The organism is Pseudomonas putida W15Oct28, assembly GCF_000708715.2.
GTDB lineage: Bacteria > Pseudomonadota > Gammaproteobacteria > Pseudomonadales > Pseudomonadaceae > Aquipseudomonas > Aquipseudomonas putida_R.
Genome location: NZ_JENB01000029.1, coordinates 33,099 through 56,277 on the forward strand (window position 1 = coordinate 33,099; position 23,179 = coordinate 56,277).

Annotated in this window: 20 protein-coding genes; 11 read left to right on the top strand and 9 right to left on the bottom strand. The window is 62.4% G+C overall.

What is annotated here, in order from left to right; all coding sequences use genetic code 11:
- Positions 1 to 142: 142 nt before the first annotated feature.
- Positions 143 to 970 (bottom strand): IclR family transcriptional regulator, encoded by an 828-nt coding sequence (locus AK81_RS19420; RefSeq protein ID WP_043201531.1) that lies wholly within the window; start codon positions 968 to 970, stop codon positions 143 to 145.
- 249 nt (positions 971 to 1,219) lie between these two features.
- On the opposite strand from AK81_RS19420, the gene AK81_RS19425 reads away from it, so the two are divergent.
- The 7 genes from AK81_RS19425 to AK81_RS19455 are packed head-to-tail and all read left to right on the top strand — an operon-like array spanning position 1,220 to position 7,737.
- Positions 1,220 to 2,239: an ABC transporter ATP-binding protein gene (locus AK81_RS19425; protein ID WP_043201532.1), complete on the top strand. Its 1,020-nt coding sequence runs from the start codon at positions 1,220 to 1,222 to the stop codon at positions 2,237 to 2,239.
- A complete protein-coding gene (locus AK81_RS19430) occupies positions 2,236 to 3,105 on the top strand; it encodes an ABC transporter permease (RefSeq protein ID WP_043201535.1) in 870 nt (289 codons plus the stop codon). Before AK81_RS19425 ends, AK81_RS19430 begins: the two co-directional genes overlap by 4 nt.
- A gap of 4 nt (positions 3,106 to 3,109) precedes the next feature.
- The gene (locus tag AK81_RS19435; RefSeq protein ID WP_043201537.1) at positions 3,110 to 3,904 is read left to right on the top strand and encodes an ABC transporter permease; all 795 of its coding nucleotides are present in this window, start codon (positions 3,110 to 3,112) and stop codon (positions 3,902 to 3,904) included.
- Positions 3,905 to 3,918: 14 nt separating this feature from the next.
- A complete protein-coding gene (locus tag AK81_RS19440) occupies positions 3,919 to 4,209 on the top strand; it encodes a (2Fe-2S)-binding protein (RefSeq protein WP_043201539.1) in 291 nt (96 codons plus the stop codon).
- A complete protein-coding gene (locus AK81_RS19445) occupies positions 4,206 to 5,564 on the top strand; it encodes an NAD(P)/FAD-dependent oxidoreductase (protein ID WP_043201540.1) in 1,359 nt (452 codons plus the stop codon). The genes AK81_RS19440 and AK81_RS19445 overlap by 4 nt, the downstream gene beginning before the upstream one ends.
- Positions 5,561 to 6,697: an NAD(P)/FAD-dependent oxidoreductase gene (locus tag AK81_RS19450; RefSeq protein WP_043201542.1), complete on the top strand. Its 1,137-nt coding sequence runs from the start codon at positions 5,561 to 5,563 to the stop codon at positions 6,695 to 6,697. The genes AK81_RS19445 and AK81_RS19450 overlap by 4 nt, the downstream gene beginning before the upstream one ends.
- Positions 6,694 to 7,737 carry a polyamine ABC transporter substrate-binding protein gene (locus tag AK81_RS19455; RefSeq protein WP_043201544.1) on the top strand — a complete coding sequence of 348 codons (1,044 nt, stop codon included), beginning with the start codon at positions 6,694 to 6,696 and terminating at the stop codon, positions 7,735 to 7,737. The genes AK81_RS19450 and AK81_RS19455 overlap by 4 nt, the downstream gene beginning before the upstream one ends.
- An 89-nt stretch (positions 7,738 to 7,826) precedes the next feature.
- Here AK81_RS19455 and AK81_RS19460 read toward each other — a convergent pair whose 3' ends face one another.
- On the bottom strand, positions 7,827 to 8,597 hold the full coding sequence (locus tag AK81_RS19460; RefSeq protein ID WP_043201547.1) for an IclR family transcriptional regulator: 771 nt from the start codon (positions 8,595 to 8,597) through the stop codon (positions 7,827 to 7,829).
- Positions 8,598 to 8,749: 152 nt separating this feature from the next.
- On the opposite strand from AK81_RS19460, the gene AK81_RS19465 reads away from it, so the two are divergent.
- From AK81_RS19465 to AK81_RS19480, 4 genes are read left to right on the top strand one after another with little or no spacing between them, the layout of a single operon-like run.
- Complete coding sequence (locus AK81_RS19465; protein ID WP_043201548.1) at positions 8,750 to 9,559, top strand: shikimate dehydrogenase family protein; 810 nt, start codon at positions 8,750 to 8,752, stop codon at positions 9,557 to 9,559.
- Between the two features lie 4 nt (positions 9,560 to 9,563).
- Positions 9,564 to 11,297 (top strand): FAD-dependent oxidoreductase, encoded by a 1,734-nt coding sequence (locus AK81_RS19470; RefSeq protein WP_043201550.1) that lies wholly within the window; start codon positions 9,564 to 9,566, stop codon positions 11,295 to 11,297.
- Positions 11,282 to 11,602, top strand: coding sequence for an NIPSNAP family protein (locus AK81_RS19475; protein ID WP_016500295.1), 321 nt, complete (start codon positions 11,282 to 11,284; stop codon positions 11,600 to 11,602). Before AK81_RS19470 ends, AK81_RS19475 begins: the two co-directional genes overlap by 16 nt.
- Positions 11,603 to 11,644: 42 nt before the next feature.
- The gene (locus AK81_RS19480) at positions 11,645 to 13,318 is read left to right on the top strand and encodes an FAD-dependent oxidoreductase (protein ID WP_043201553.1); all 1,674 of its coding nucleotides are present in this window, start codon (positions 11,645 to 11,647) and stop codon (positions 13,316 to 13,318) included.
- A 68-nt stretch (positions 13,319 to 13,386) separates the two neighbouring features.
- Here the strand turns inward: AK81_RS19480 and AK81_RS19485 are convergent, their stop codons facing one another.
- Genes AK81_RS19485 through AK81_RS19515 form a run of 7 tightly spaced genes read right to left on the bottom strand, consistent with a single transcriptional unit; the run spans position 13,387 to position 23,159 of the window.
- Entirely contained in the window at positions 13,387 to 14,553 is a 1,167-nt protein-coding gene (locus AK81_RS19485) for an OmpA family protein (protein WP_043201555.1), read from the bottom strand.
- A 21-nt stretch (positions 14,554 to 14,574) separates the two neighbouring features.
- Positions 14,575 to 15,015, bottom strand: coding sequence for a type VI secretion system baseplate subunit TssE (gene tssE, locus AK81_RS19490; RefSeq protein WP_043201558.1), 441 nt, complete (start codon positions 15,013 to 15,015; stop codon positions 14,575 to 14,577).
- Positions 15,016 to 15,019: 4 nt separating this feature from the next.
- Positions 15,020 to 15,556, bottom strand: coding sequence for a type VI secretion system lipoprotein TssJ (tssJ, locus tag AK81_RS28560; RefSeq protein ID WP_081042110.1), 537 nt, complete (start codon positions 15,554 to 15,556; stop codon positions 15,020 to 15,022).
- Entirely contained in the window at positions 15,537 to 16,634 is a 1,098-nt protein-coding gene (gene tssG / locus AK81_RS19500; RefSeq protein WP_043201564.1) for a type VI secretion system baseplate subunit TssG, read from the bottom strand. Before tssG ends, tssJ begins: the two co-directional genes overlap by 20 nt.
- Entirely contained in the window at positions 16,598 to 18,367 is a 1,770-nt protein-coding gene (tssF, locus tag AK81_RS19505; RefSeq protein ID WP_043201567.1) for a type VI secretion system baseplate subunit TssF, read from the bottom strand. Before tssF ends, tssG begins: the two co-directional genes overlap by 37 nt.
- Positions 18,368 to 18,390: 23 nt before the next feature.
- Entirely contained in the window at positions 18,391 to 19,977 is a 1,587-nt protein-coding gene (gene tssA / locus AK81_RS19510) for a type VI secretion system protein TssA (RefSeq protein ID WP_043201570.1), read from the bottom strand.
- Positions 19,974 to 23,159, bottom strand: coding sequence for an ImcF-related family protein (locus AK81_RS19515; protein WP_081042111.1), 3,186 nt, complete (start codon positions 23,157 to 23,159; stop codon positions 19,974 to 19,976). Before AK81_RS19515 ends, tssA begins: the two co-directional genes overlap by 4 nt.
- Between the last annotated feature and the right edge of the window lie 20 nt (positions 23,160 to 23,179).

Below are 23,179 nucleotides of genomic sequence, written 5' to 3' on the forward strand. Positions count from 1 at the left end.
CGGGCATGCCCGCGAAGAACCCAGCGTGGTGGATGGCACCGGCTTCGCCGGTGTTCGCGGCGGTTCGACGCCTCGACACGCCCGCTCCCACAGTGGTCGCGCCAGCACCCACAGAAAATCGCGCACACCTGAACCTGATACTTCAACCAAACACGTGCGAAGGCCGGCGCAGCACCGGGTCGAACGGGTTGACCCGTTCGCCGATCGCCGCCGCCTCGCGCTTGAGCAATGCCACCACGGTCGGCATGCGGTTGGGGCCCAGGCGGTCGCTGATGGTCGCCACGCTCAACGCTGCCACCGCATGGCCGTTGCGGTCGAGAATCGGCACTGCCAGGCCGGCCATGCCGTCGAGCACTCCGGTGTTGCGCCCGGCGTAGCCGAGGCTGCGCACGTTGTCGATTTCGGCGCGCAGCAACACTTCGTCATAATGGTGAAAGTCCTTCAACCGCGGCAGGTTGTAGCGGATCACCTCGTCACGCTCCTCCTCGGGCAAAAAGGCCAGGATCGCCAGGCTGCCCTGCCCCACGCCCAACGCCACGCGGCCGCCGATGTCGCCGGTAAAGGTACGGATCGGGTACGGCCCTTCGCTGCGGTCCAGGCACACGGCATCAAACCCCGAGCGCGCCAGCAAAAACAGCGAATCGCCCAGCGAAGCCGACAACCGCAGCAGGCTGGGGCGCACCACATCGCGCAGGTTGCCAGCCTGCCCGGCCTTGGCCGCCAGGGCAAAGAAATCCAGGCTCAGGCGATAACGCTTGGTGGTGGCGCACTGGTCGACCATGCCCTCCTCGATCAGGCTACGCAACAGCCGATGGGTGGTGGGCTGCGCCAAGCCAACCCGCAGCGCCAGCTGGCTGACCTTCTCGCCCTCGCCCCCGCAATCACCCAGCGCGCGCAGCACGGCGAACAGCCGCGAAACTGCGCTTACGCCAACTTCCTTGGCTTGTTCATTTCGTTTATCGGAATCCATTTTTCGTTAAACCCATAGAAATTTCATTGAGTGGAATAATTTCAAAATAGCTATCACTCAGTGAAATTACTCTTTGTCGCCATCCTAATCATTGCCCTACTCTCCGGTCCATAGGGCGATATCACAACATCGGCCGCCGCCATAGAAGCGAGCGCCAACGTCCGTAAAAGCATTGCTTTTCGCCGCTGGCGCTCTGCCCACCCTGAAACTGCCGGGTTACCCCGGTTCCGTTTGCGATGGAGCACAGCCATGACCTTTCTGTTGATCGACAAGCTTTGCAAGCGCTATGGCGCTACGGAGGCAGTGGCCAGTTCGTCACTGGCCATCGAAAAAGGCGAGTTTGTCTCCCTGCTCGGCCCTTCTGGCTGTGGCAAGACCACCACCCTGCAGATGATTGCCGGCTTCGTCGAGGTCACCAGTGGCCGCATCGTCCTCGACGGCCGCGACATCACCCACGCCAAGCCGGCCAGCCGGGGCCTGGGCGTGGTGTTCCAGAGCTACGCGCTGTTCCCGCACATGACCGTGCGCGACAACGTTGCCTTCGGCCTGCGCATGCGCAAAGTGGCGAGTGCCGAGATCGCTCGGCGCGTCGACCAGGCGTTGGCGTTGGTACGCCTGGACAAGCACGCCGAACGCTACCCGCGTGAACTGTCCGGCGGCCAACGCCAGCGTGTAGCCTTGGCCCGCGCACTGGTGATCGAACCACCGGTGCTGCTGCTGGACGAGCCGCTGTCCAACCTGGACGCACACCTGCGCGAAGAGATGCAGTTCGAGATCTGCCGTATCCAGAACGAAGTCGGCATCACCACCCTGATGGTCACCCACGACCAGGCCGAAGCCCTGTCGATCAGCGACCGGGTGGTGGTGATGGAAGCCGGGCGCATCACACAGATCGATGACCCTTACCGCCTCTACGAACACCCGGGCACGCCGTTCATTTCCGACTTTGTCGGCAAGGCCAACCGCCTGCATGGCGTCACCGGCCCCGGCGGGTTACCGCAGGCAGCCGCCCAAGGCCCGCTGACCCTAAGCCTGCGCCCGGAAAAAATCAGCCTTGGGGCAGCCGGCAGCGGCAAGCTGGCAGGCCGCGTCAGCTGCCGCTACTTCCTTGGCAGCCAGTGGCTGTACCGCGTTGATACTGCCTTGGGCAACCTGGCGGTGGTCCGCGCCAACGATGGCAGCGCGCCGCTGGACGAAGGCGCCCAGGTCGGCCTGGACTGGAACGATGCCCTGCTACGGGTGCTGAACACAGCCGAGGTGGCGGCATGAGTACGGCAAGACTGCGCAGCAACACCTGGGGCTACGGCCTTAGCAGCCCGGCCCTGCTGTTGTTCCTGGCCTTGCTGGTGATGCCGCTGGGGCTGACCGTATTGCTGTCGTTCAACGCATTCGACTACACCAGTGGTATCCAGGCCGGCCAGTACACCTTCAGCCATTACCTGAGCCTGGTGACCGACACGTATTACTACGAGATCTTCTTCCGCACCTTCTGGATCAGTGCGCTGGTCACCTTGTTGTGTGTGCTGATCGGCATCCCCGAAGCCATGGTCCTCAGCCGCATGAGCGCACCATGGCGCTCGATCTTCCTGATCCTGGTGCTGACCCCGCTGCTGATTTCGGTGGTGGTACGCGCCTTCGGCTGGAGCCTGCTGCTGGGTTCCGACGGCCTCATCAACCAAGGCATCAGCGCCCTCGGCGGGCAGCCGGTGAAGCTGCTGTACACCCCGTTTGCGGTGATTATCGGCCTGGTTCACGTGATGCTGCCGTTCATGATCATCCCCGTGTGGACCTCGCTGCAAAAGCTCGACCCGGCCGCCGAGCAGGCCGCGCTGTCGTTGGGTGCCAGCCAGTGGACGGTGTTCCGCCGCATCGTGCTGCCACAGATCATGCCCGGTGTGCTGTCGGGCACGCTGATCGTGTTCGGCCTGGCCGCCAGTTCGTTCGCCATCCCGGGCCTGCTGGGCGGGCGGCGGCTGAAGATGGTCGCCACCATGATCTACGACCAGTACCTGGCCGAACTGAACTGGCCGATGGGCGCCACCGTCGCCGTCGCCCTGTTGCTGATCAACCTGCTGGTGATGCTCAGCTGGAACCGGCTGGTCGAACGCCGCTACAAACGCGCACTGGGAGTGTGAACCGATGACCCGTAACGGCCCGCTGGCCCTGTCCTTTCATGCCCTGGTGATGCTGTTCATGCTCGCCCCACTGGTGGTGGTTTGCCTGGTGGCATTCACTCCGGAAAACACCCTGAGCCTGCCCACTGCCGGCTTCTCACTGCGCTGGTTCAGCGCTGTGTTCGAGCGTGCCGACTTCCTGGACGCGTTTTACAACAGCCTGAAACTCGCTGCCCTGGCGGCCTCGCTGGCCACCCTGATCGCCGTACCGGCGGGCCTGGCGCTGACGCGCTACAGCTTCCCTGGCCAGGGCTTTGTCAACGGCCTGCTGCTGTCGCCGATCATCATCCCGCACCTGGTGCTGGGTGTGGCCCTGCTGAGGTTGTTTGCCCTGCTTGGGGTCAATGGCAGCTTCACCTGGCTGGTGTTCGCCCACGTGGTGGTCATTACTCCGTACGTACTGCGCCTGGTACTGGCTGCCGCCATCGGCATCGACCGCAGCGCCGAACAGGCCGCGCAAAGCCTGGGCGCCGGGCGCATCACGCTGTTCTGCAAGGTCACCCTGCCAATGATTCTGCCCGGCGTGGCCGGTGGCTGGCTGCTGGCGTTCATCAACAGCTTCGACGAAGTGACCCTGTCGATCTTCGTCACCTCGCCTGCCACCCAGACCCTGCCGGTGCGCATGTACGTGTACGCCACCGAGTCCATCGACCCGATGATGGCCGCCGTCTCGGCGCTGGTGATTGCCGTCACTGCCCTGACCATGATCGCCCTGGACCGTGTGTATGGCCTGGACCGTGTACTGGTGGGCAAGCAATGACAAGGAATGCCCCTATGCCGCTGTTCAAGCGCGTGGCCGAACACGACCGCGAACCGCTGCCCTTCCTGCTCGACGGCCAACCGGCTCAGGGCATGAACGGCGACACCCTGCTGACCGCCATCCTGACCAACGCCACCCACCTGCGAGGCAGCGACTTCAGCGCCGAACCGCGCGCCGGTTTCTGCCTGATGGGCGCCTGCCAGGACTGCTGGGTACGCCTGCAGGACGGCCGCCGGGTGCGCGCCTGCTCGACCTTTCTGGAACCGGGCCAATGTGTCACCCGCGAACCGGGGCGCCAGCCATGAGTGCAACCGTCATCATCGGTGCAGGCCCCGCCGGCATCCGCGCTGCACAAACCCTGGTGGCCCATGGCGTGCGCCCGGTGCTGCTGGACGAAGCCAGCCGTGGCGGCGGGCAGATCTACCGCCAGCAACCGGCCAACTTTCGCCGCCCGGCCAAAGCGTTGTACGGCTTCGAGGCGGGCAAGGCGCAGGCCCTGCACAACACCCTTGAGCAACTGCGTGAGCAGATCGACTACCGCCCGGAAACCTTGGTGTGGAACGCCGAACAGCAAGTGCTGGACACCTTGCAGCAGGGCCAGCTGGCCGGTCGCCTGGCATTCGACCGGGTGATCGTCGCCACGGGCGCCACCGACCGCGTGTTGCCGATCCCCGGCTGGACCTTGCCCGGGGTGTATACCTTGGGCGCGGCACAGATCGCCCTGAAGTTCCAGGGCTGCGCCATCGGCGAGCGGGTGGTGCTGGCTGGCAGCGGGCCGCTGTTGTACCTGGTGGCCTATCAGTACGCCAAGGCTGGCACCACGGTCAGCGCAGTGCTCGACACCTCGCCGTTCAGCGCCCAGGTACGCGCCCTGCCACGCCTGTTGCTACAACCAGGCACCTTTGCCAAAGGCCTGTACTACCGCGCCTGGCTCACCCGCAAGGGCGTACCGGTGCACCAGGGGGTGACGCTGCTGGGCATCGAAGGTGAGCAACGCGCCAGCGCCGTACGCTGGTCGCACAATGGCCAGCAACACACCTTGCCGTGCGACGCCGTGGCCTTCGCCCACGCCCTGCGCAGCGAAACCCAGCTGGCAGACCTGCTGGGCTGCGAGTTTGCCTGGAGCGCCCTCAACCGCGCCTGGCTACCGCTACGTGACGCCCAAGGCCGCGCCAGCAGCCCGGGTGTGTACCTGGCCGGCGACGGCGCCGGCATCCTCGGTGCCGACGGCGCCGAAATGACCGGTGAGCTGGCCGCCCTGACGCTGCTGGCCGACCTCGGCAAGCCTGGCAACCCGCAACGCCAGCAGCAGCTGGAAAAAAAACTGGCCACCCTGCAGCGTTTTCGCCACGGCCTGGAACAAGCCTTTCCGTTCCCCGAGCAGTGGGCCCGGCAAGCCCCGGACCCGTTGACCGTGTGCCGCTGCGAGCAGGTCAGCGCGGGCGAAATTCGCGCCACCGTGCGCGCCGGGCACTGCGAAATCAACCGGGTCAAAGCCATGTGCCGGGTCGGCATGGGCCGTTGCCAGGGCCGCGTGTGCGGCGCCGCTGCCGCCGAACTGATTGCCTGCGAAAGCGGTCGGCCCATTGACCAGGTCGGGCGCCTGCGTGGCCAGGCACCGGTCAAGCCCCTGCCCTTCGGCCTGGAGATCAAACCATGAAACTGATCGAGGTGGACGCCATTGTTGTCGGCGGCGGCATCGTCGGCAGCAGCGCTGCATTAACCCTGGCCCGCGGTGCCAAACAGGTGGCGCTGCTTGAACGCGACTTCTGTGGCTCGCACTCCAGCGGGGTGAACTATGGCGGGGTCCGTCGCCAGGGCCGCTCGCTGGCACAGCTGCCGTTGTCGATGCGTGCCCATGCCATCTGGGGGCAGTTGCGCGAGTGGATCGGCATCGACGGCGAGTACGCCCGCACCGGCCACCTGAAGCTGGCACGCAGCGAAACCGACTTCGACGCCTTGAAGGCTTATGCCCGTCGGACCCAGGCCTTTGACCTGCGCCTGCAACTGCTGGAGCACCGCGAACTGCGCCAGCGCTTCCCTTGGGTGGGCGATATCGCCGTCGGCGCGTCGTATTGCCCCGAGGACGGCCATGCCAACCCGCGCCTGGTGTCACCCGCCTTCGCCCAGGCGGCCCGGCACAGCGGCGCCCAGTTGCACGAGCAATGCAAAGTGCTGGAGGTAGACCACGACGGCCAGCGCTTCACCGTGCGCACCAGCACAGGCCAATGCTTCAAGGCGCCCTGGCTGCTGAACTGCGCCGGTGCCTGGTCAGCGCAACTGGCCGAGCACTTCGGCGAACCGGTGCCGCTGACGGCGGCCCACCCGGCCATGCTGGTCACCGAGCCATTGCCGCTGTTCATGACCGCCAGCACAGGGGTCGAAGGCGGCGGTATCTACGCCCGCCAGGTGGCGCGTGGCAACTGCGTACTGGGCGGCGGGCGTGGCTTTGCCCTGACCCCGACCACCGCACGCCCGGGGCAAGCCGCCGTGCTCGACATCCTGCGCAACGCCACTGAGCTGTACCCGGCATTGGCCGGCGCCCAGGCGATTCGCACCTGGAGCGGCACCGAAGGCTACCTGCCCGATGACGAACCCGTGATTGGCCCCAGCCTGCGCCAGCCCGGCCTGCTGCATGGCTTCGGCTTTGCCGGCGCTGGCTTTCAGATTGGCCCGGCAGCCGGTGAAGCCCTGGCGCAGTTCGTCCTTCATGGCGCGCCGGCCATCAGCCTGGCGGCCTTTTCCATCAACCGTTTTCAGCCCAACCACCACTACAAGGAAAACCTGTCATGACGCACAAGCAACGTTTGCTCGCCCTGTTCTGCACCGTACCTGGCCTGTTCGCCTGCCTGCCCGCCATGGCGCAACCCACGCTGTACCTGGGCATGAACGGCGGCACCATGGAGCGGCTGTTCAGCGACAACATCCTGCCCCCGTTCGAGAAGGCCAACGGGGTGAAAGTGGTGATCGTCCCCGGCACTTCGGCCGACATCCTGGCCAAAGTCCAGGCCACGCCGAAAAAGCCGTCGATCCACGTGATGGTGCTGGATGACGGCATCATGTACCGCGCCATCGGCATGGGCCTGTGCAGCACGCTCAAGCCCAACCCGACGCTGGCCCAGCTGCCGGAAAAGGCCCTGATCAAGGACAAGGCCGCCGCCGTCAGCCTGGGGGTGACCGGGCTTGCCTACAACAGCCGCCTGTTCAAGGAAAAAGGCTGGGCAGCACCCACCTCGTGGAACGACCTGGCCGACCCGCGCTTCAAGGACAAGGTGGTGTTCCAGTCGATGGCATCGTCCACCTTCGGCCTGCACGGTTTCCTGATGTACAACCGCCTGCACGGCGGCAGCGATACCGACGTCAACCCGGGCTTCACTGCCTGGCAGAAGAACGTTGGCCCGAACGTGCTGGAGTACATCCCCAACTCGGCCAAGCTTTCGGAAATGGTACAAACCGACGAAGCCGCGTTGTTCCCGCTCACCCCTACCCAGGTGACGGCGCTGAAGCTCAAGGGCATCCCGGTGGAATACGCCGCGCCCAAGGAAGGCGCTGTGGTGCTCAACCAAGCCGAATGCGTCACCGCCAACAACGACCAGCCGGAGCTGGCGCAAAAGCTTGCCGAGTTCCTGCTCAGCCCTGAGGCGCAGGCGCCGGCACTGGAGCTGGGTGACCAGATCCCGTCCAACCCCAACACCCCGACCAGCGACAAGACCCGTGGCCAGGTCGAAGCCATGCAGACCTACCTGCAAACTGCCGTGACCATCGACTGGGACCAGGTCAACACTCAGCGCCCGGAATGGAACGCCCGCTGGAATCGCCAGGTCGAGCGATAGGCCGAGGCGCCCTGGCCCGCTGCCGCCCCCCCAAAGCTCGCGGCATGGCACCGCAAAGCAGGCAACGCGGTGCCAGCTGCATTAAAGTTTCAGTCCAGCACCGGCCGTAACAGCGCCTGCGCCTCATACAGTGGCGGCAGATAGCGCATGCGGATTTCATCAACACTCAACCGCGAAGCATGGGTCGTGATGGTCAGCGTCGCTTTCAGCTGACCGGCACGGTCCAGCAACGGCACACCCAGTACCCGCATACCGATTTCATACTCCTGCTCAACGATACAAAAGCCCTGCCCCTTCACCTGTTGCAATTCCGCCTCCAGTTGTGCCCGGTCTATCTGCGTATAAGGCGTCAACGCCCGTAGCGGGTTGCGTGCAAAGTACTCATCCCGCTCCCCCTCACCCAGCCAGGCCAGCCAGATCCGCCCGCTGGCCGTGCAATACATCGGCACCCGCGAGCCGGGCCTGATCGATAACGAAGCCACATGGCTGTAGCGGCTGCGCACCAGGTGGATGATCTCGTCACCATCGCGGGTACCCACCGACACATGCTCCTGGGTCTGGCGCGCGACCTGCTCGACGACCGGCCGCAGCATGCGCGGCAGTTGCGCCGAATCCACGTACGCCTGGCCGATACGCAAAGCCTTTGGCGTCAGCCAGTACTCGCGGCTGTCGGTTTCGGCAAAACCCTCGTGCACCAATGTCAGCAAAAAACGCCGTGCGGCGCTTGGCGTAAGGCCCGACAACCTGGCCGCCTGCGGCACACTCATGCGCGGTTGCTCGGCGCTGAACAATTGCATCAGGGCCAGGCCTTTCTGCAAACCGGCAATCAGGTCGCGGGGGTGGATGGCGGGCGTGTTCATCTTTACGACTCGCAAGAGGAGAAAAACAGCCGATTACTGCGATAACCGGATCATGATTGCGATTATCGCATTAAAAGCCCGATCAACGCATTGTTGCTCTCCCGCCCCTGCATCACGCTTGCCTCCACAACAACATCAATAAGGAGGTCAGTATGATTCGTGGTTTCACTGAACTGGTTGCCATCGTCGGTTCGCCCATTGCCCAGGTGAAGTCCCCCGAAAACTTCAACACCTGGTTCGCCAACAACAACTGCAACGTCGCCATGCTGCCCATCGACCTGCACGAAGCCGCGCTGAGCAGCTTTGCCGACAGCCTGCGCGGCTGGCAGAACCTGCGCGGGTGCGTGGTCACCGTGCCGTACAAGCAGGCCTTGGCCAAACGCCTGGACGGCCTGAGCGAACGCGCAGCAGCCCTGGGTTCGGTCAATGTGATACGCCGCGAACGCGACGGGCGCCTGCTGGGTGACAACGTGGACGGCGCCGGCTTCCTCGGTGCTGCGCGCAAGCATGGCTTTAACCCTGCGAGCAAACGGGCGCTGGTGATCGGTTGCGGCGGTGTTGGCAGTGCCATCAGCTATGCGCTGGGCGAAGCCGGGATTGCCAGCATCACCCTCCAGGACCCCAGTTCTGAACGCTTGGGCGCAGTATGCGAACTGCTTGGCAATGCCTTCCCCGGGCTCAGCATCTGTACGCAGTTCAATGGACTGGAGGACTTCGACCTGGTGGCCAATGCCTCTCCTGTCGGTATGGGGGAAAACCCAGAGCTACCACTGTCTGCCGCGCTGCTGGCAACCCTGCAGCCCGACACCCTGGTCGCCGACGTGGTCACTTCGCCCGAAATCACCCCGCTGCTGAACCGCGCGCGGCAAGTAGGCTGCGCGACCCAGACCGGCCCGGAAATGGCCTTCGCCCAACTCGGCCACCTTGGCGCCTTCATGGGCGTGACGCCGCTGGAGATCTGAGGCCATGGCGACTCTTGAACACATTCAACACAGCTTTGACCTGGTGGTATTGGGCAGCGGCGCCGGTGGTTTTGCCGCTGCCGCCACGGCGGCTCGCCGCGGGCTGAAGGTGCTGGTGGTGGAAAAGGCCGAACGCTTTGGCGGTACCTCTGCGATATCCGGCGGTGCGGTGTGGCTGTACGGCACCGATCAGGCCCGCGGCGCGGGGGCCAAGGATTCCCCCGAGGCCATGCGCACCTACCTCAAGCATGTGATCGGCGACGGCTACGACCCTGCCCTGGCGGACGCCTTCATCGAGCATGGCCACCAGGCGCTGCGCTGGCTGGAACAGCACACCGAGCTGCGCTACGCCCTGCGGCCGCACTCACCGGACTACTACCCCGATGCCCCCGGCGCCACCCAGTTTGGTCGGGCGCTGGAAATGGTCGAGTACGACGGCAAGCACCTCGGCCCACGTTTCAAGGACCTGCAAATGCCACCGCCCGGCATGCTGTTGTTCGGTGGCATGATGGTCAACCGCGTGGATATCCAGCATTTCCTCAGCATTCGCCGCTCGCCCAGGTCGCTGTGGCATTGCCTGAAATTGATGGCACGTTTTGCACGGGACCGCCTGCAGCACCCGCGTGGCACCCGGCTGACGACCGGCAATGCACTGATCGCCCGCCTGGCCACCAGCGCCTTTGCCCATGGCGCGCAGCTGTGGTTGCGCAGCGAGGCCCTGGAACTGATCGTTGAACAGGGCGTGGTCACGGGCGTGGTGGTACAGCACGAGGGGCGCCGCGAGCGGGTACTGGCCCGTGGCGGTGTGGTGTGCGCCATGGGCGGGTTCGCGGCAGGCGCGCTCGCCGCCGGCTACCGGCCAGCTCAGCAGGCACCGCACCTGACCATGTCACCCGCGGCCAACGACGGTGCTGCCCTGCGCCTTGGCCAGGCCGTGTCGGCAGCCCAGGGCGAGGGCCTGGCGGCCAACTTCTTCTGGGCGCCGGTTTCCGAACTGCGCCATGCCAGTGGCGAGCGTGAGCGCTTCCCGCACCTGGTCACCGACCGCGCCAAACCCGGTGTGATCGCGGTGAACCCGGCCGGGCGGCGCTTCGTCAACGAATCCGACTCCTACCACCACTTTGTGCAAACCATGTTCGCCAACGGCATTGCCAACTGCTGGCTGGTCTGCGATGCCGAGGCCATGAACCGCTATGGCCTGGGCCTGGCGCGGCCAAAGCCGGTGAACAACCAGGCGCTGATCGACGCCGGTTACCTGTATCAGGCTGCAACACCGCACGCCCTGGCCCAGGCCATCGGGGTCGACCCGCAGGTATTCGTACACACCCTCGAGCAATTCAACGCCGACGCCTGCAACGGCATCGACCGCGCGTTCGGCAAAGGCGGCAACAGCTACAACCGCTACATGGGCGACCCGCAACACACGCCCAACCCGTGCCTGGCGCCGCTTGCCTGCGGGCCGTACTACGCCATCCGTATCCACACCGGCGACCTCGGTTCGGCCTGCGGCCTGGTGACCGACGCCCAGGCCAACGTGCTGAACCGCGACGGCCAGCCAATTGCCGGCCTGTATGCAGTCGGCAACGACATGAACTCACTGATGAAGGGCACCTACCCCGGCCCCGGCATCACCCTGGGCCCTGCCCTCACCTTCGGCTGGCTCGCTGCCAACCACATCACCGCGCGCCTGCAGGCGCCGGCCACCCAAACGGAGACCCCGACATGTACTACGAACTGAGAACCTACACCCTCGATCCACTGAAAATGGCCGACTGGCTGGCGCTGTACCAAAGCCATGCGCTGGAAGTGCAAAGCGAACACCTGGGTAACCTGGTGGGCTTTTTCACCAGCGAGTTCGGCGACGTCAACCAGGTGGTGCACATCTGGGGCTATGCCAGCCTCGATGAGCGCATCGCCCGCCGCGCCGCAATGGCAGCCGACCCACGCTGGGCGGAATTCTCGCGGCGCAACCGCGAACTGGCGGCAGTCGTACGCCTGCAATCGCGGCTGATGCGGCCCACCGGCTTTTCGCCGCTGCAGTAAACCGTAAGCCACTTTCTATCAACGCCTGAGCGGACCCCTTGCATGCAACCCCTCGAATGCGACGTACTCGTCATCGGTTCCGGTGCCTCTGGCCTGGCGGCCGCCGTTACCGCCGCGCATCACGGCCTGCACGTGATCGTTGCGGAAAAAGCCAGCCAGCTGGGCGGTACCAGCGCCTGGTCGGGGGGCTGGCTGTGGGTACCGCGCAACCCGCTGGCCATTGCCGAAGGGACCGTCGAAACCGACGATGCCCCAGAACGCTACCTGCGTGCGCAAACCCACACCAACGAGCTGGACCCACGCCAGCGTGCATTCCTGCGCCACGGCCCGGAGATGGTGGCGTTTTTCCAACAGCACACCGCTGTACAGTTTCAATCCGGTAGCCGCATGCCCGACATGCGCGAAGGTGACGGCAGCGCAAACGGCGGCCGTTCGCTGTGCGCCCTGCCCTACGACGGCCGCCTGCTCGGGCCTTGGCTGCACAGGCTGCGCCCACCGCTGGACATCGTCAGCCTGGCCGGCATGGGCATTGCCGGCGGCGCCGACATAGCCGCCTTTTTCAATGCCACCCGCTCGCCCAAGGCAGCGCTGCATGTGGGTAAGCGCCTGCTGCGTCACGGGCGTGACTTATTGCTGTACCGACGCGGCCAGCAACTGGTCAATGGCAACGCACTGGTCGCACGGCTGCTGCGCAGCGCCCTCGACTTGGGTGTGACGTTGCTGACAGACAAGCCGGCCAGTGGCCTGTTGGGTGAAGGGCGGGTCGGCGGCGCGCAGTTTGCCGATGGCCAGGCGATCCACGCACGCCGTGGTGTGGTGCTGGCCTGTGGCGGCTTCCCGCACGATCCCCAGCGCATTGCTCAATTGATGGCGCATGCGCCGGATGGCACGCGGCATTACTCTGCCGCGCCCAAAGAAAACAGCGGCGACGGCCTGCGCCTGGGTGAACAGGCCGGTGGCCTGGTAAGCACCGCGCTGGCCCAATCCGGCGCCTGGGCACCTGTCTCACAGGTACCCCGCAGTGATGGCACCTTCGGCCATTTCCCCCACCTGATCGACCGCGCCAAACCCGGCTTCATCGCCGTGCGCCGCAATGGCCTACGCTTCGTCAACGAAGCCGATTGCTACCATGACTTCATGAACGCCCTGTTCGCTGCCACGCCGCAAGGCGAACCCCATGAAGCCTGGCTGATCTGTGACCACGCTGCGCAACGCCGCTACGGCATCGGTTGGGCCAAGCCGTTTCCCTTCCCCACCCGCTTTTACCAACGCTGTGGCTACCTGCACTGCGGCACTACGCTGGTACAGCTGGCGCAACAATGCGGGATCGATGCCGAGCAGTTGCAGCGCACGGTAGAAAGCTTCAACCGCCCTGCGGCAGATGGTGAAGACCCGACCTTCCAGCGTGGCGCGTCGGCCTACAACCGGGCCCAGGGCGAACCGCAACAGGCCCCCAACCCGTCGCTTCGGCCATTGTTGAAAGGGCCGTTTTATGCGGTGAAACTGCTGCCTGGCAGCCTTGGTACTTTCGCCGGCCTGGGCACAGACGCCTCGGCCCGTGTGCTGGACCACGCTGGGCAGCCGATACCCGGGCTGTTTGCGGTGGGTAACGACATGCACAGCGTGATGGGCGGGCACTACCCGAGCGGAGGCATTACCCTTGGGCCAGGGATGACCTTTGGATATCTGGCCGGAAGGATGTTGAGCGGCTTTTAGGGAAGTGCAGGTATGTTGTTACCGAGAATAGTTGATCTTCGCCTGTTAGTGAACGGCCCCCTTGTTCCTTACACGCTCTCGCCGCTCCCAACCAAACGCCCTGCAGCCTCCAGTTCCCCACATGCACTAGGCTCCGGCACTAAACGGATGTCCACCCGCCGATTTGCTGCTCGACCAGACTGAGTATGGTTGCTGCTAATCGGCTGACCGGCCGCGACCCCCTGAACTGCAAAACAACTGTCCGGGATATCTCCCATACGCTGCATCCAGTCCCGGACAGCAGAGGCGCGGGCACGAGAGAGATCAAGGTTTTTGGTCGCCTCACCCTGCGCATCCGCATGACCGGAAATAACGATCAACCACCCAGGTTGGGCTTTGATACCAACCAGTGCAGTGATCAATAGTTTGGTTGAGCCGGCATTGAGCTCGGCACTGCCAGGGTCGAACAGGGTCAAGCTGTCGAGCTGGATTGGCTTGGGCGCGGAGGACTCTCGGATTTGTCTGGACACCCATTCCTGCCAGCCTAGCCAACCCACAAATGCGCACGTGACCGTCAAAGTCAGCAGCCACGGCAGTACAGCGCGCTTCTGCGCCGGATGCTCGACTACAAATGCGTAGGTCGAGGGCGCAGGCACAACAGAGGCGATCTGTGGTCTGACCGATGGTTCAGCGAACGATACCCATGGTTGTGACAGAGGCAGCATCGGCGCCACCATGCTTCCAGATACGCGCTGCAGGAGGCTGAGTATCTGGTTTCGGAAAACCTGTAGCGAAACCAATGGCACATGACCAAGACGCTCCAAGCGGCGCTCCAGCCGATTCAATTCAACAATCAGCTCGCTCAACGCCGCCGAACTTGCCCTGCCCCATTCCACCATGCGAACCAAGGGATGCAACTGAGTAAACAGCCATGCTATGAGATCAATGCGAGCTGACGCCTGGACCGGCCACAAGCGCGACCATTCATCAGTCAGCGTAGAGAGCAGTGCTAGCCCTTCCGTCAAGCCCGCCAGCCCCGTGCGGTAGCTACGCGCCAGCACGAATGCCACTGCCGTTTGCAGCTCAACCCCGTTCAGCTCGAAAAGCCGCAAGGTCAACGCCTCAACTTTTGCCCAATCCACGTCTGGGCAGGCAGGGTGATTGAGCTTCGCCAACTCACCGTGTAACAGCTTGAACTCATCAAGATTGCCCGGATCCCCACCCAGGCGAACACGCATTTCAAAAAGCGCCGTCATCCGACCCCCTCAGTTGTCTGTCTAATACATGGGCAGGTAGCCTTCCTGCTTAAGGTGACGCACCACAGCCCGGCCATCAGCCCCAAGTGTGGTTCCAAAGGTCATCCGGCCGCCGCCCTTGATGAGTACCTCAAGGGCGTATTCAAGGTGCCCAGGGCGAGACTGAGGTAGCAGCGTGATGCTCACCTCGGCCAAGCGTGGTTCATAACGACGCAATGTTCGTACGATGTCATTCATCAAGCCATGGGCGGAGGCAGGTAACCCTTGCAGTACCGTGCCCATGTCCGGCAAGCCATAATCCGGCAGATGCGAGAGCGAACCAGCACGGCTGTTGAGAATGCGCTGAACATTGTCCAGCACCGAGAGAGTCAACTGGTCATCCTCACTTACCTGGTCCAGCTCCAACTCACCGCCGAAGTTCTGCAACAGGATCTCGTAGAGAGAAGCACTGGTCGGAAACATGCTTTCAGCCCTCCGCACGTGGTCGAAGCGTCAATCGGTTATCGCCCAACTCAATCACGCGAGCCTGATCTGGGTCGAGGTCGTCACGGTCCAGGACAAGGCGCCACGTATCTTGAACAACGTCTGGGCTTCTAAACAAAGCAACCACCCCGACATGCTGTGCTTCGCCTTGCAGTGGTGTACTCAACTGCGCCGCTTCACCGGGCTTGATCACCACGACGTGCTCATCAAGCACATCATCGCGAAGCACTCGCTCACCTTGGCTCACGAGATCGTCATAGGTGGCGCTCTGCATTGCCTGACTGCCCCTCAACTGGTAAACCCGCACCAGCACTGGCACCGACAATCCGCTCATCTCTTCGGCATGGGTGTTCATCGCTGACCGGCCATTCAAATCCAGATGCAGTGTTCTGACTTGCTTGTAGAAAATCGCATGAGCAGTAGATGCCGTGCCATCCGCCACCTTCTGTGCAAGGCCACACCCACCCAATACACCGATCAGGGTGGATGCTGTGAATGCCTTAAAACCGGTATGCCACATGCTGTATCTCTCTCAGGCAAGGGTTCAGTTGCAGGCCTTGGTATCGGCCCAGATTGATGGTGACCGTGTCTTCTTGCGCCGATGCGTGAGCGCCCGTTGCCCGCTTTAATACAGCGGTCATTCCCAGCATCGACTGGGTATGCCCCAATACAGGAGCCGGCACCATTTCGCGCGCAATGGTGAGCTGCAGCAGCGCTGTACATCGCCACCCCAGGTACACTTCCAGCAACACGCGCAGATCGGCGATCAGCCGACCACCGGGAAGCCACTCACGCGCCTCGTCCTGGTCCTCGGTACACAGCCGCAGGCGCAGCTGGCTGTTCGCATCGTGCCCGACAGCGCCAAACGGCACACCTTGGCCCAGCGTCACCGGACGCTCTGGTGCAAGGCTGGCGGGCTGCGCAAGCACTACTCTCTGCGGCCAATGCCCAGTCACCTTCGCTTCTGTCTGCGGCGCCAGCAATTTCACCAGTGCTCCAATCCCCTCCGCGTTGCGCGTGGGTAGACGCATCACACTGAGCAGGGCCAGAAAACGTGACATGGGCGTGGCGATGCGCTCGGACGTGCCGGGAATTCCCAGCCCGATCAAACCCAACAAGCACTGTGACGTAACATCGCGCCCGCCCGGTTCGAACGTTGCCGGGTAGGAGTACTTGCGCCAGATTCGGTAGAACTGGGTGAATATCCGATGGTTGAAGATATCGAGGAAGTGCTCTAACGCCTCATGGCCTTCACGCCGCTGGGTGATATCGTCCAGATAAGCCGTTGGCAAAGGCGAGTCGACCCCATACAAACCCAACAGCCGGGTACGCACCGTCAATGGTCGGTCAGGAGACGCCTCATCAATTTCAAGGCCCTTCAATTCACCCGCCGGAAATCCCATTCCAGGGTCCGGCCGGAACCGAACCCGGTCATCACCGGGGTGTGCAGTGCTGCCCAACGGTGGCTGTTCTACCAGCACCTGTTCCAGCACTTGGCAAAAGCGATAGACGTTCGCCGTTGAGGCCAGCTCCGCCAGCACGTGGAGAATGCCCTCCGCCTTCAACCGGGAATACGCTGACTGTGATGTTCGTTCCATCGCAGGCACCTCCCCGTCGGTTGCAGAATCATGGTCAGTTGCGTGCACAAGTGAATATCCGCATACAGGGCGAAGAACCGGCTGAGCATTTCACCGAACAGGCAGATGTCCCCCTCCCCTGAAAAACCATTGCTATCGACTGTCACCTCGATATCCACGCCTCGTAGCAAAAAGCCCTTTTCGAATCGCTGAATCAGGTGATGCTTAACATCAACAATGGCCTCCAAGCGCCGCCGATTCGTTTCGCTACCTGTCCACTCGTACAAAGCCAGCGTGCCGCGCAGTACTTCGGCACTGTTGAGCATCGGCAGAAAATTCGATCCCAGGTGGCTGAGCACACGCCAGTGGAAACGATCACGGTTCGGCGGGTAACACGGCAGGGTCGGCGCAGTCAGATTACGTACTCGCAAGCCTGCCTGTGTGGACTGCGCCGCTGAATCGAGCAATGTACTGCGCAATGCTTTGCGCGGCAGCTGACCATTGGTACCGGTCAGGCGCAGCGACAGGCTTTTGCGCTTGAGCAATACATCTTTGTCAAAGCCCTCCCCGCCAAGAATCAGCCAAGTGTCATGAAGACCGTTGGCTCCGCGCCTGAGGCGTGTATGAAAGTAGCGCTCGGGGGCCTCGTCGCGAAGCATTCCCCCTTTGTGGCGAAAGCTGCTGAAAGGCACGTAGTCCTGACGCACGCTATCTTTCGCCCCTGAAACTCTGTCTACCGAATAGATCTCGGTATGACCGTCCTGTAGCCGCATTGGCCTGAGCAAGTACTCATTCTGCAGGGGATCCAAGGTGAGAGGATCAGCCTCCAGTGCAAACAGGTTGATCACCGGGACCGCATGCAAACGAATGTGCTCTGCTGTGGGCGTAGCAGCATGTGACCAGGCCTCGCCAAGCACCACCTCAACTTCGAACCACTGCGCGCCTGCAGGCAACGTTACCGATTCCAGGCCGCAGAATGTCACGAACATGAATTTTTCGCGGAATGTGAAGTACTCAAGCAGCAATTGATAACCACTGAACGCACTCTCGCCCTTAGGCCAAAGCCGATCATCGTCAGCAAAGCCCTTTGGCTTGAAATGCCCCGCAAATCGTTGGCGGTCCGCGCTGCCCGGGACGCGTATATAGAGCGACTGCACGTTCAATGTCAGTGCCTGGTGCAACACACTGGCAAGCGCTGCATCAGCGTTCAGATACAACGGTATTTGGGTAAGGTCGAGCTGATTCCCATCGACCAACGCCCCACACGCAAATCGTAGGCGTAGCACTGCACGCCCGTCAGGCTCATGATCAAGCCGCACGGTATCGAGCTGGAGTGGCCGAAGGATCATGTCCTGCGTGGTGGCGTAGCGGCAACGGGTGCGATGCTGCCCCACTGGCTGTGAAAGCACCTGAAAGCCACTTGCGACTATTTCACTGCCTTTCATCTGGCTGACATCAGGCATCAGCTCAACGATGGCCAGCGAGGGTATGGTACGCAAGTAATGCGGCCACAACAGGCTTACCAACCCCTCTGTCAGCTCAGGCAAATCGTCGTCCAGCTTTTCGCGCAAACGCCCCATCAAGAATGCGAAGCCCTCGAACAAGCGCTCCACATAAGGGTCTTCAGCGCCGGGTTTGTCCAAATTGAGTTGCGCCGCACGGTCTGGAAAAGCCTGGGCAAACTCTTTGCCCGCTTCTCGCAAATAGCGCATTTCAGCGTCGAAGTAACGCAGGGTTGGGTTGTCCGTACTCAAAACAGATTCCTGATCAATGTGGGTCAGTTGCACAGCACCGCAGCACGTACTGGATCGATCGAAACCAGCGCGGCGAGCTGGTGTTCCATTTGCTGCGCCAAGGCGGGCCTGTCGGCGGCGTTGCGCTGGGCTTTCAAACGCAATAGTTTGAGTAAACGCGCCTTAACTTCGAAGAGCAGATCCGGCTCCCAGTCGGCCAACGTGTGGCGTTGCGCGGCAGTATCCAGCTCCGTGAACAGATGGATGGCCAGCTCAGCCTTGCCGAACTGCTCGGCCACTCGCGCCATCAGCAAACGCAGGAGCCAACGCTGCCGCCCGGTCTGTGCATCAGGCCGGCTCGCCAACCAGGCGAGCGCCTGCTCCACACCGGCAGCATCCGCTTGTGCCAGTGCTTCGGGTTCCAAGGCGAGTATTTCGCATGCACCCGCCGATGTTGCAGGTAAAGCTGCGGGCAGCCACTGTTCTGGACGATTACCACTGACCTGCTGGTTGATCCATTCGCGCGTGGCTTCTTCTGCAAACGCCGAGCCGTCATTCCAACGGAGCATTTCCAACCCCGGCAGGCGCTGAAGAAGCATGCCCAAATCCTGTTTGACGACAGCCGCCCATCTGCTCTGGGGCTCTGCTGACTTGCTCAAGGCCTGATGGAGATACCATTGCAGATCCAGCCAGAAGTGGTTTACGCCTTCGGCGTACATCACCTCGACCTGATCAATCAGCTCGTTCCAGCTTTGCTGCAGGTGCAGGCGCTTGAGTAGCGCGCGATACTCGCCGCGAGGTGGTGCCAGACGGGTAATTCCTTGTGCATCTTGCGGTGGTGGCTGATGCACGGTGTCCCAACGCAAACTCTTCATCAGTCGATGCGCAGCCAGCCACCCCTCTGGTTGTTCACGCAGGTAGTTTGCCAGCGCCCGGCCACTGTCCAGCAAATCTCGTCCGGACTTGATGGGTGATGAGCCCGGGCCTGTGGCCTTACCGCTCAGGGGTGCATCAGTACTGAACTGCGGAACAATTGCATCAACACCTCCCGACGCAGCGAGGCGAGCGATGAGGGCACCGTACAAGGCGTCCAGTCGCGGGCGCTGGTCTTCAGGCCAGTTGCTGAAACCGTGCTCCAGCCATACCAGCGCAGCTACCGTCCGCTCGGTTTCAGCCTTGACCACCTGAGGGTAAAGCGACAAGCTTGCCAACACTCTGCTGCCGGCAAGCCACTCCAAAGCCATTTTGCGGCTATGGGTACGCACCGGCAGGATGTCGCAGGCATAACGTTCCATCAGCGCAGCCAGCAAGTTCAAACCATCTGCCAAGCCTGGCTCCCCGTCCCTGTGCAAACGTGCCCAGAGGTAGTAGGTGGCAACACGAAGGTCTTTGCAGGCCTGTTGAAGCAGCTTCTGCGCCAGTTGCGCCACCAGGTCCACATCCGCCCCGGAGAGCTTGTTGACCTCTTCGCGCATGCGCTGGAAATCATCGTCATAGCCCGGGTCCTCGCCTACTGGCGCGTCATCGCGGATGGGTATTAACCAGGAGTTCCAACCATCACCGTGCTTGCGCGCCAAGGCCAGTGGTTCGATACCGGGCAAACAGCTTTCGAGCAGGCTTTTCAGGCTCATTCGAAGCCCCCATTCTGGGTGTAGCGCTGCGACTCACGGTCATCCACTAGAAAGATCTCCCGAGGCAAGCTGAAACCTCGCAACTTGAGCAGTGCAAGCGGGCCTTCACCTAACTCCGTGCGTAAGTGCCATGTCAGGCCTAGGCCATCGGGTGCGCTCAGCACTACCCGAAAGCGGCTATCGCCATCGTCCAAAGCGGTGACCTTTGCCTGCTCAAGCAGTCGAATCAGCCCCCAGGTTCCCTGATAGTCCGCAAACAGGCGCTCTCCGGTATAGGCACTGCTCCAGGTCAGGCTGATACCCGGATAGTCGCCCTGCCCTGGCCATCGAAACCGTTGCCAGCTCTCTCGTTGGTTGAAGTAGTGATGCTTCTCACCGTTGAGCACAAAGGTGGTCTGCACCACATCCTGCACAGGCTTGCCTTGCAGGTCGAAGCTCAAACCCATGCCGCCATCGGTGTACAGCACATCAGCCAGGTGACTGAGCTGATTGATCGCCGTCAGGAAATCCGGGTTGAAACGTAGCCCCTGCCCTTGTCGCGAGTCTGCCACCCAGCGACTGCCCTCCTTGCGCAAAAGCCCTGCAAGCTGCTGCCCAAGGAACCGTTCGATCCGTCCGGAGTCGGCCCGGATCATCTGCCCCAACATTGGCAAAGAGGCGTCACTGCGGGTGGCGGCGAAGGGATAGCGGCCACTGAACGCGGCTTGCCATTCATCTACAATCGCTCGCTGCCACGCTCGGTTCAGACCTGCAGACGACGGCTGCAGAATCTGTTGCCATGCCTGGTCCAGGGGCTGCACGAACAGTGTGTTGGCAGCTGCACTCCAGTCTGCCCCCAGGCTGGCGGCAATCAGGTTGCCGTAGGCCTGGGTATCCGTCAGATCAGCCCCCTTGCCTTGGAATACCGCCTGCGCCAACGCCTGGGTCATTGCCTCAGGATCTGGCGCATTGACCACCTGCTGCAGCTTCAAACGCACACTGGTGACTCGGGTGAGGAAGGTTTGCAGGCTCAGATGGGCATCGCTGAACCGGCCCTCAGTACTGTTGCCAAGCAAGGACATCAACGGGCCAAACGTACGGTCGAGAGGGCCGCCGGAATCTTGGGGGATTTGATCGACCAAGTGCGGTGCCTTTTGGCCTACCAACTTTTGCGCTGACTCGATCAAGGAGTCAGCCAGGGCCTGCCCACGGACGCCTGCCTGCCCTTGGTAACTCACCGTGTTCATCAAGGCGATCAAAGGTGACTGGCGGGCATCACTCATCAGCGCCAACTGCGCAATCACATCGTTCAGGCCATGGCCTTGCCGCCAGCGCAGGCTGTTGAGGAACCGCAGCCATGCACTGCTGTAGTCCTGGAAATAGCGTGTGGTCAACCGCTCTTTGAGCTCGTCGGGGCCCAGCTCACTGCCGATGTCGTTGAGGTTGTCACTGAGCACCCAGTCGATCTCTTCACGCCGCGCCTTCGTGGCTTCTTCAATGGCTGCCCGAACCTGCCCTTCCCACGCTTGGCGGGTGAACACACCGGGGACCTGTTCAGCACTGGCGAACAAGGTGCTTGCATCAGTGTCGCCGACCATTTGCTGCAAGCCCAGCGCCGGGTAGTGGTTCGCCGCGGTGTCGAGCACCTGCTGATACAAGCTGCTTTCCGCGTTACGTTGCCCCAGTTCCCGCAGCAGCAGTTGGCGTGCTTGGGCGATCAACCTGAGGTCGGGCTTGATCGCCCAATCAGGATGATCGGGCAGATGCTGGCCGTAGAACGTCCACAGTGCCGGTTCGGTAGCGCCCAAGGTCTCGGCCAAGAAAGCGGCATCGGCTTTTTCGGGACGCGCCAGCATCAAATAGGCTTTGAGGTAGTCGTAAGCCTGCTGTGCCCGCTTGGCGCGCTGAGGGCTCGCCGGCGCTAAGTTGACCAACGCGTGGAGCCGTGTTTCCAGTTCAGTGACGGCGGGGTCACGGAGCAGTTGGTTATTGGCCCTTGTATAGAGCGGCCACACCGCCTCACGCAGGTCATTGGACCGGTTCAGACCAAAGCGCTGGTACCACGGTGCCCCGTGTTCTGACCGGTAGTCCAGCCGGGAGAGTTCACGTACAAGCTCGCCCAATAACTGTTTAGTGTCGGTGCCTGCTACAGGCTGCTGCAACGTCCTGTAAGCCGCAGCTATCTGACCGACCTCGGCACGGTTGCTGGCAAAGGACAACAACAAGCCGATGCCCCAGATGGCAGCTAGACCCAGTGCCGAAATGTAGGCGATTCTGCCTGGGTGCCAACCCAGTCGTCGGGTTCGGGCGGATCGATCGCTGAGGATCCCAGACCACGCAGGGTCTTCAGGCCAGTGGTGTTCAATTATCGTCGCCGAATTTGGCCTCTGAACGGGCAAGCTGAACCACACTCCACGGACCTGGATGCCACGTGTGGCCCTTCCTGAGAGGGACTCAATCAGGCGATACCATCGTGCGGCACCGTCAACCTGCAGGTCACGCACAAGCCGCAGAAGAAAGTCGTGCGCTATCTGGGCCTGCATCTGCGCCAAACCCTGTTCGCGCAGCGGCTGTTGCAAGTTACGCAGACGCTCAGCCAATTGGTCTAGAGAAAGTCGCGATGGTAATAGGCAACCTACCGCCCGCACGTCGCGGGCTGGCTGTGACCATTCGCTCTGGCAGATCTGCCATACATGGACGGCTACCTTCCAACCTGAGAGACGGGCAAGTCCCTGCAACCGATTGAAAGCAATGCGCGAAGACTCGCTATCGCTACATTGAGCTTTGTTCACCACCCAGAGAGTGCCATGCAGCCCTCCTCTGTGGCCTAGCGTGCACCATTGTTCTATCAACGTTTGATCAAGAGCGGTCTGTACACTGCCACCCCAGAGTAGAACCGTATCTTTTCCCATCAGCCACAGCTGATGCGTAAGACCGGGCGCGACCGCTTCGACTTCTGCCAGCTCACCTACGACTACATACAACCTGACCCGACGCCGCCAGAAATGACCATGATGCTCACGCAAGTGCTGCTGGATTTGCGCACTCACATCTGGGGGCCCAGTTTCGACCTCCAGATCAGACGGTTGCGCCCGGGGACGATGCACAAGGCCTCGGATACCGTGCAGCACTGCCTGCCATACGAGCACCGCGGTCCCGAAAAGCAGTCCCCAAAAGATCAAACCTTTGAAAATAAGGTCCATGAGTGAAGCCCGACTGCTTG

Coding starts and splice junctions, on each gene's coding strand:
- AK81_RS19465 (WP_043201548.1), top strand. CDS start 8,750: ATGATTCGTGGTTTCACTGAACTGGTTGCCATCGTCGGTTCGCCCATT.
- AK81_RS19515 (WP_081042111.1), bottom strand. CDS start 23,159: ATGGACCTTATTTTCAAAGGTTTGATCTTTTGGGGACTGCTTTTCGGG.
- AK81_RS19450 (WP_043201542.1), top strand. CDS start 5,561: ATGAAACTGATCGAGGTGGACGCCATTGTTGTCGGCGGCGGCATCGTC.
- AK81_RS19455 (WP_043201544.1), top strand. CDS start 6,694: ATGACGCACAAGCAACGTTTGCTCGCCCTGTTCTGCACCGTACCTGGC.
- AK81_RS19485 (WP_043201555.1), bottom strand. CDS start 14,553: ATGACGGCGCTTTTTGAAATGCGTGTTCGCCTGGGTGGGGATCCGGGC.
- AK81_RS19440 (WP_043201539.1), top strand. CDS start 3,919: ATGCCGCTGTTCAAGCGCGTGGCCGAACACGACCGCGAACCGCTGCCC.
- AK81_RS19460 (WP_043201547.1), bottom strand. CDS start 8,597: ATGAACACGCCCGCCATCCACCCCCGCGACCTGATTGCCGGTTTGCAG.
- AK81_RS19475 (WP_016500295.1), top strand. CDS start 11,282: ATGTACTACGAACTGAGAACCTACACCCTCGATCCACTGAAAATGGCC.
- AK81_RS19435 (WP_043201537.1), top strand. CDS start 3,110: ATGACCCGTAACGGCCCGCTGGCCCTGTCCTTTCATGCCCTGGTGATG.
- tssE (WP_043201558.1), bottom strand. CDS start 15,015: ATGTTTCCGACCAGTGCTTCTCTCTACGAGATCCTGTTGCAGAACTTC.
- tssG (WP_043201564.1), bottom strand. CDS start 16,634: ATGGAACGAACATCACAGTCAGCGTATTCCCGGTTGAAGGCGGAGGGC.
- AK81_RS19445 (WP_043201540.1), top strand. CDS start 4,206: ATGAGTGCAACCGTCATCATCGGTGCAGGCCCCGCCGGCATCCGCGCT.
- tssA (WP_043201570.1), bottom strand. CDS start 19,977: ATGAGCCTGAAAAGCCTGCTCGAAAGCTGTTTGCCCGGTATCGAACCA.
- AK81_RS19470 (WP_043201550.1), top strand. CDS start 9,564: ATGGCGACTCTTGAACACATTCAACACAGCTTTGACCTGGTGGTATTG.
- tssJ (WP_081042110.1), bottom strand. CDS start 15,556: ATGTGGCATACCGGTTTTAAGGCATTCACAGCATCCACCCTGATCGGT.
- AK81_RS19480 (WP_043201553.1), top strand. CDS start 11,645: ATGCAACCCCTCGAATGCGACGTACTCGTCATCGGTTCCGGTGCCTCT.
- AK81_RS19425 (WP_043201532.1), top strand. CDS start 1,220: ATGACCTTTCTGTTGATCGACAAGCTTTGCAAGCGCTATGGCGCTACG.
- AK81_RS19420 (WP_043201531.1), bottom strand. CDS start 970: ATGGATTCCGATAAACGAAATGAACAAGCCAAGGAAGTTGGCGTAAGC.
- AK81_RS19430 (WP_043201535.1), top strand. CDS start 2,236: ATGAGTACGGCAAGACTGCGCAGCAACACCTGGGGCTACGGCCTTAGC.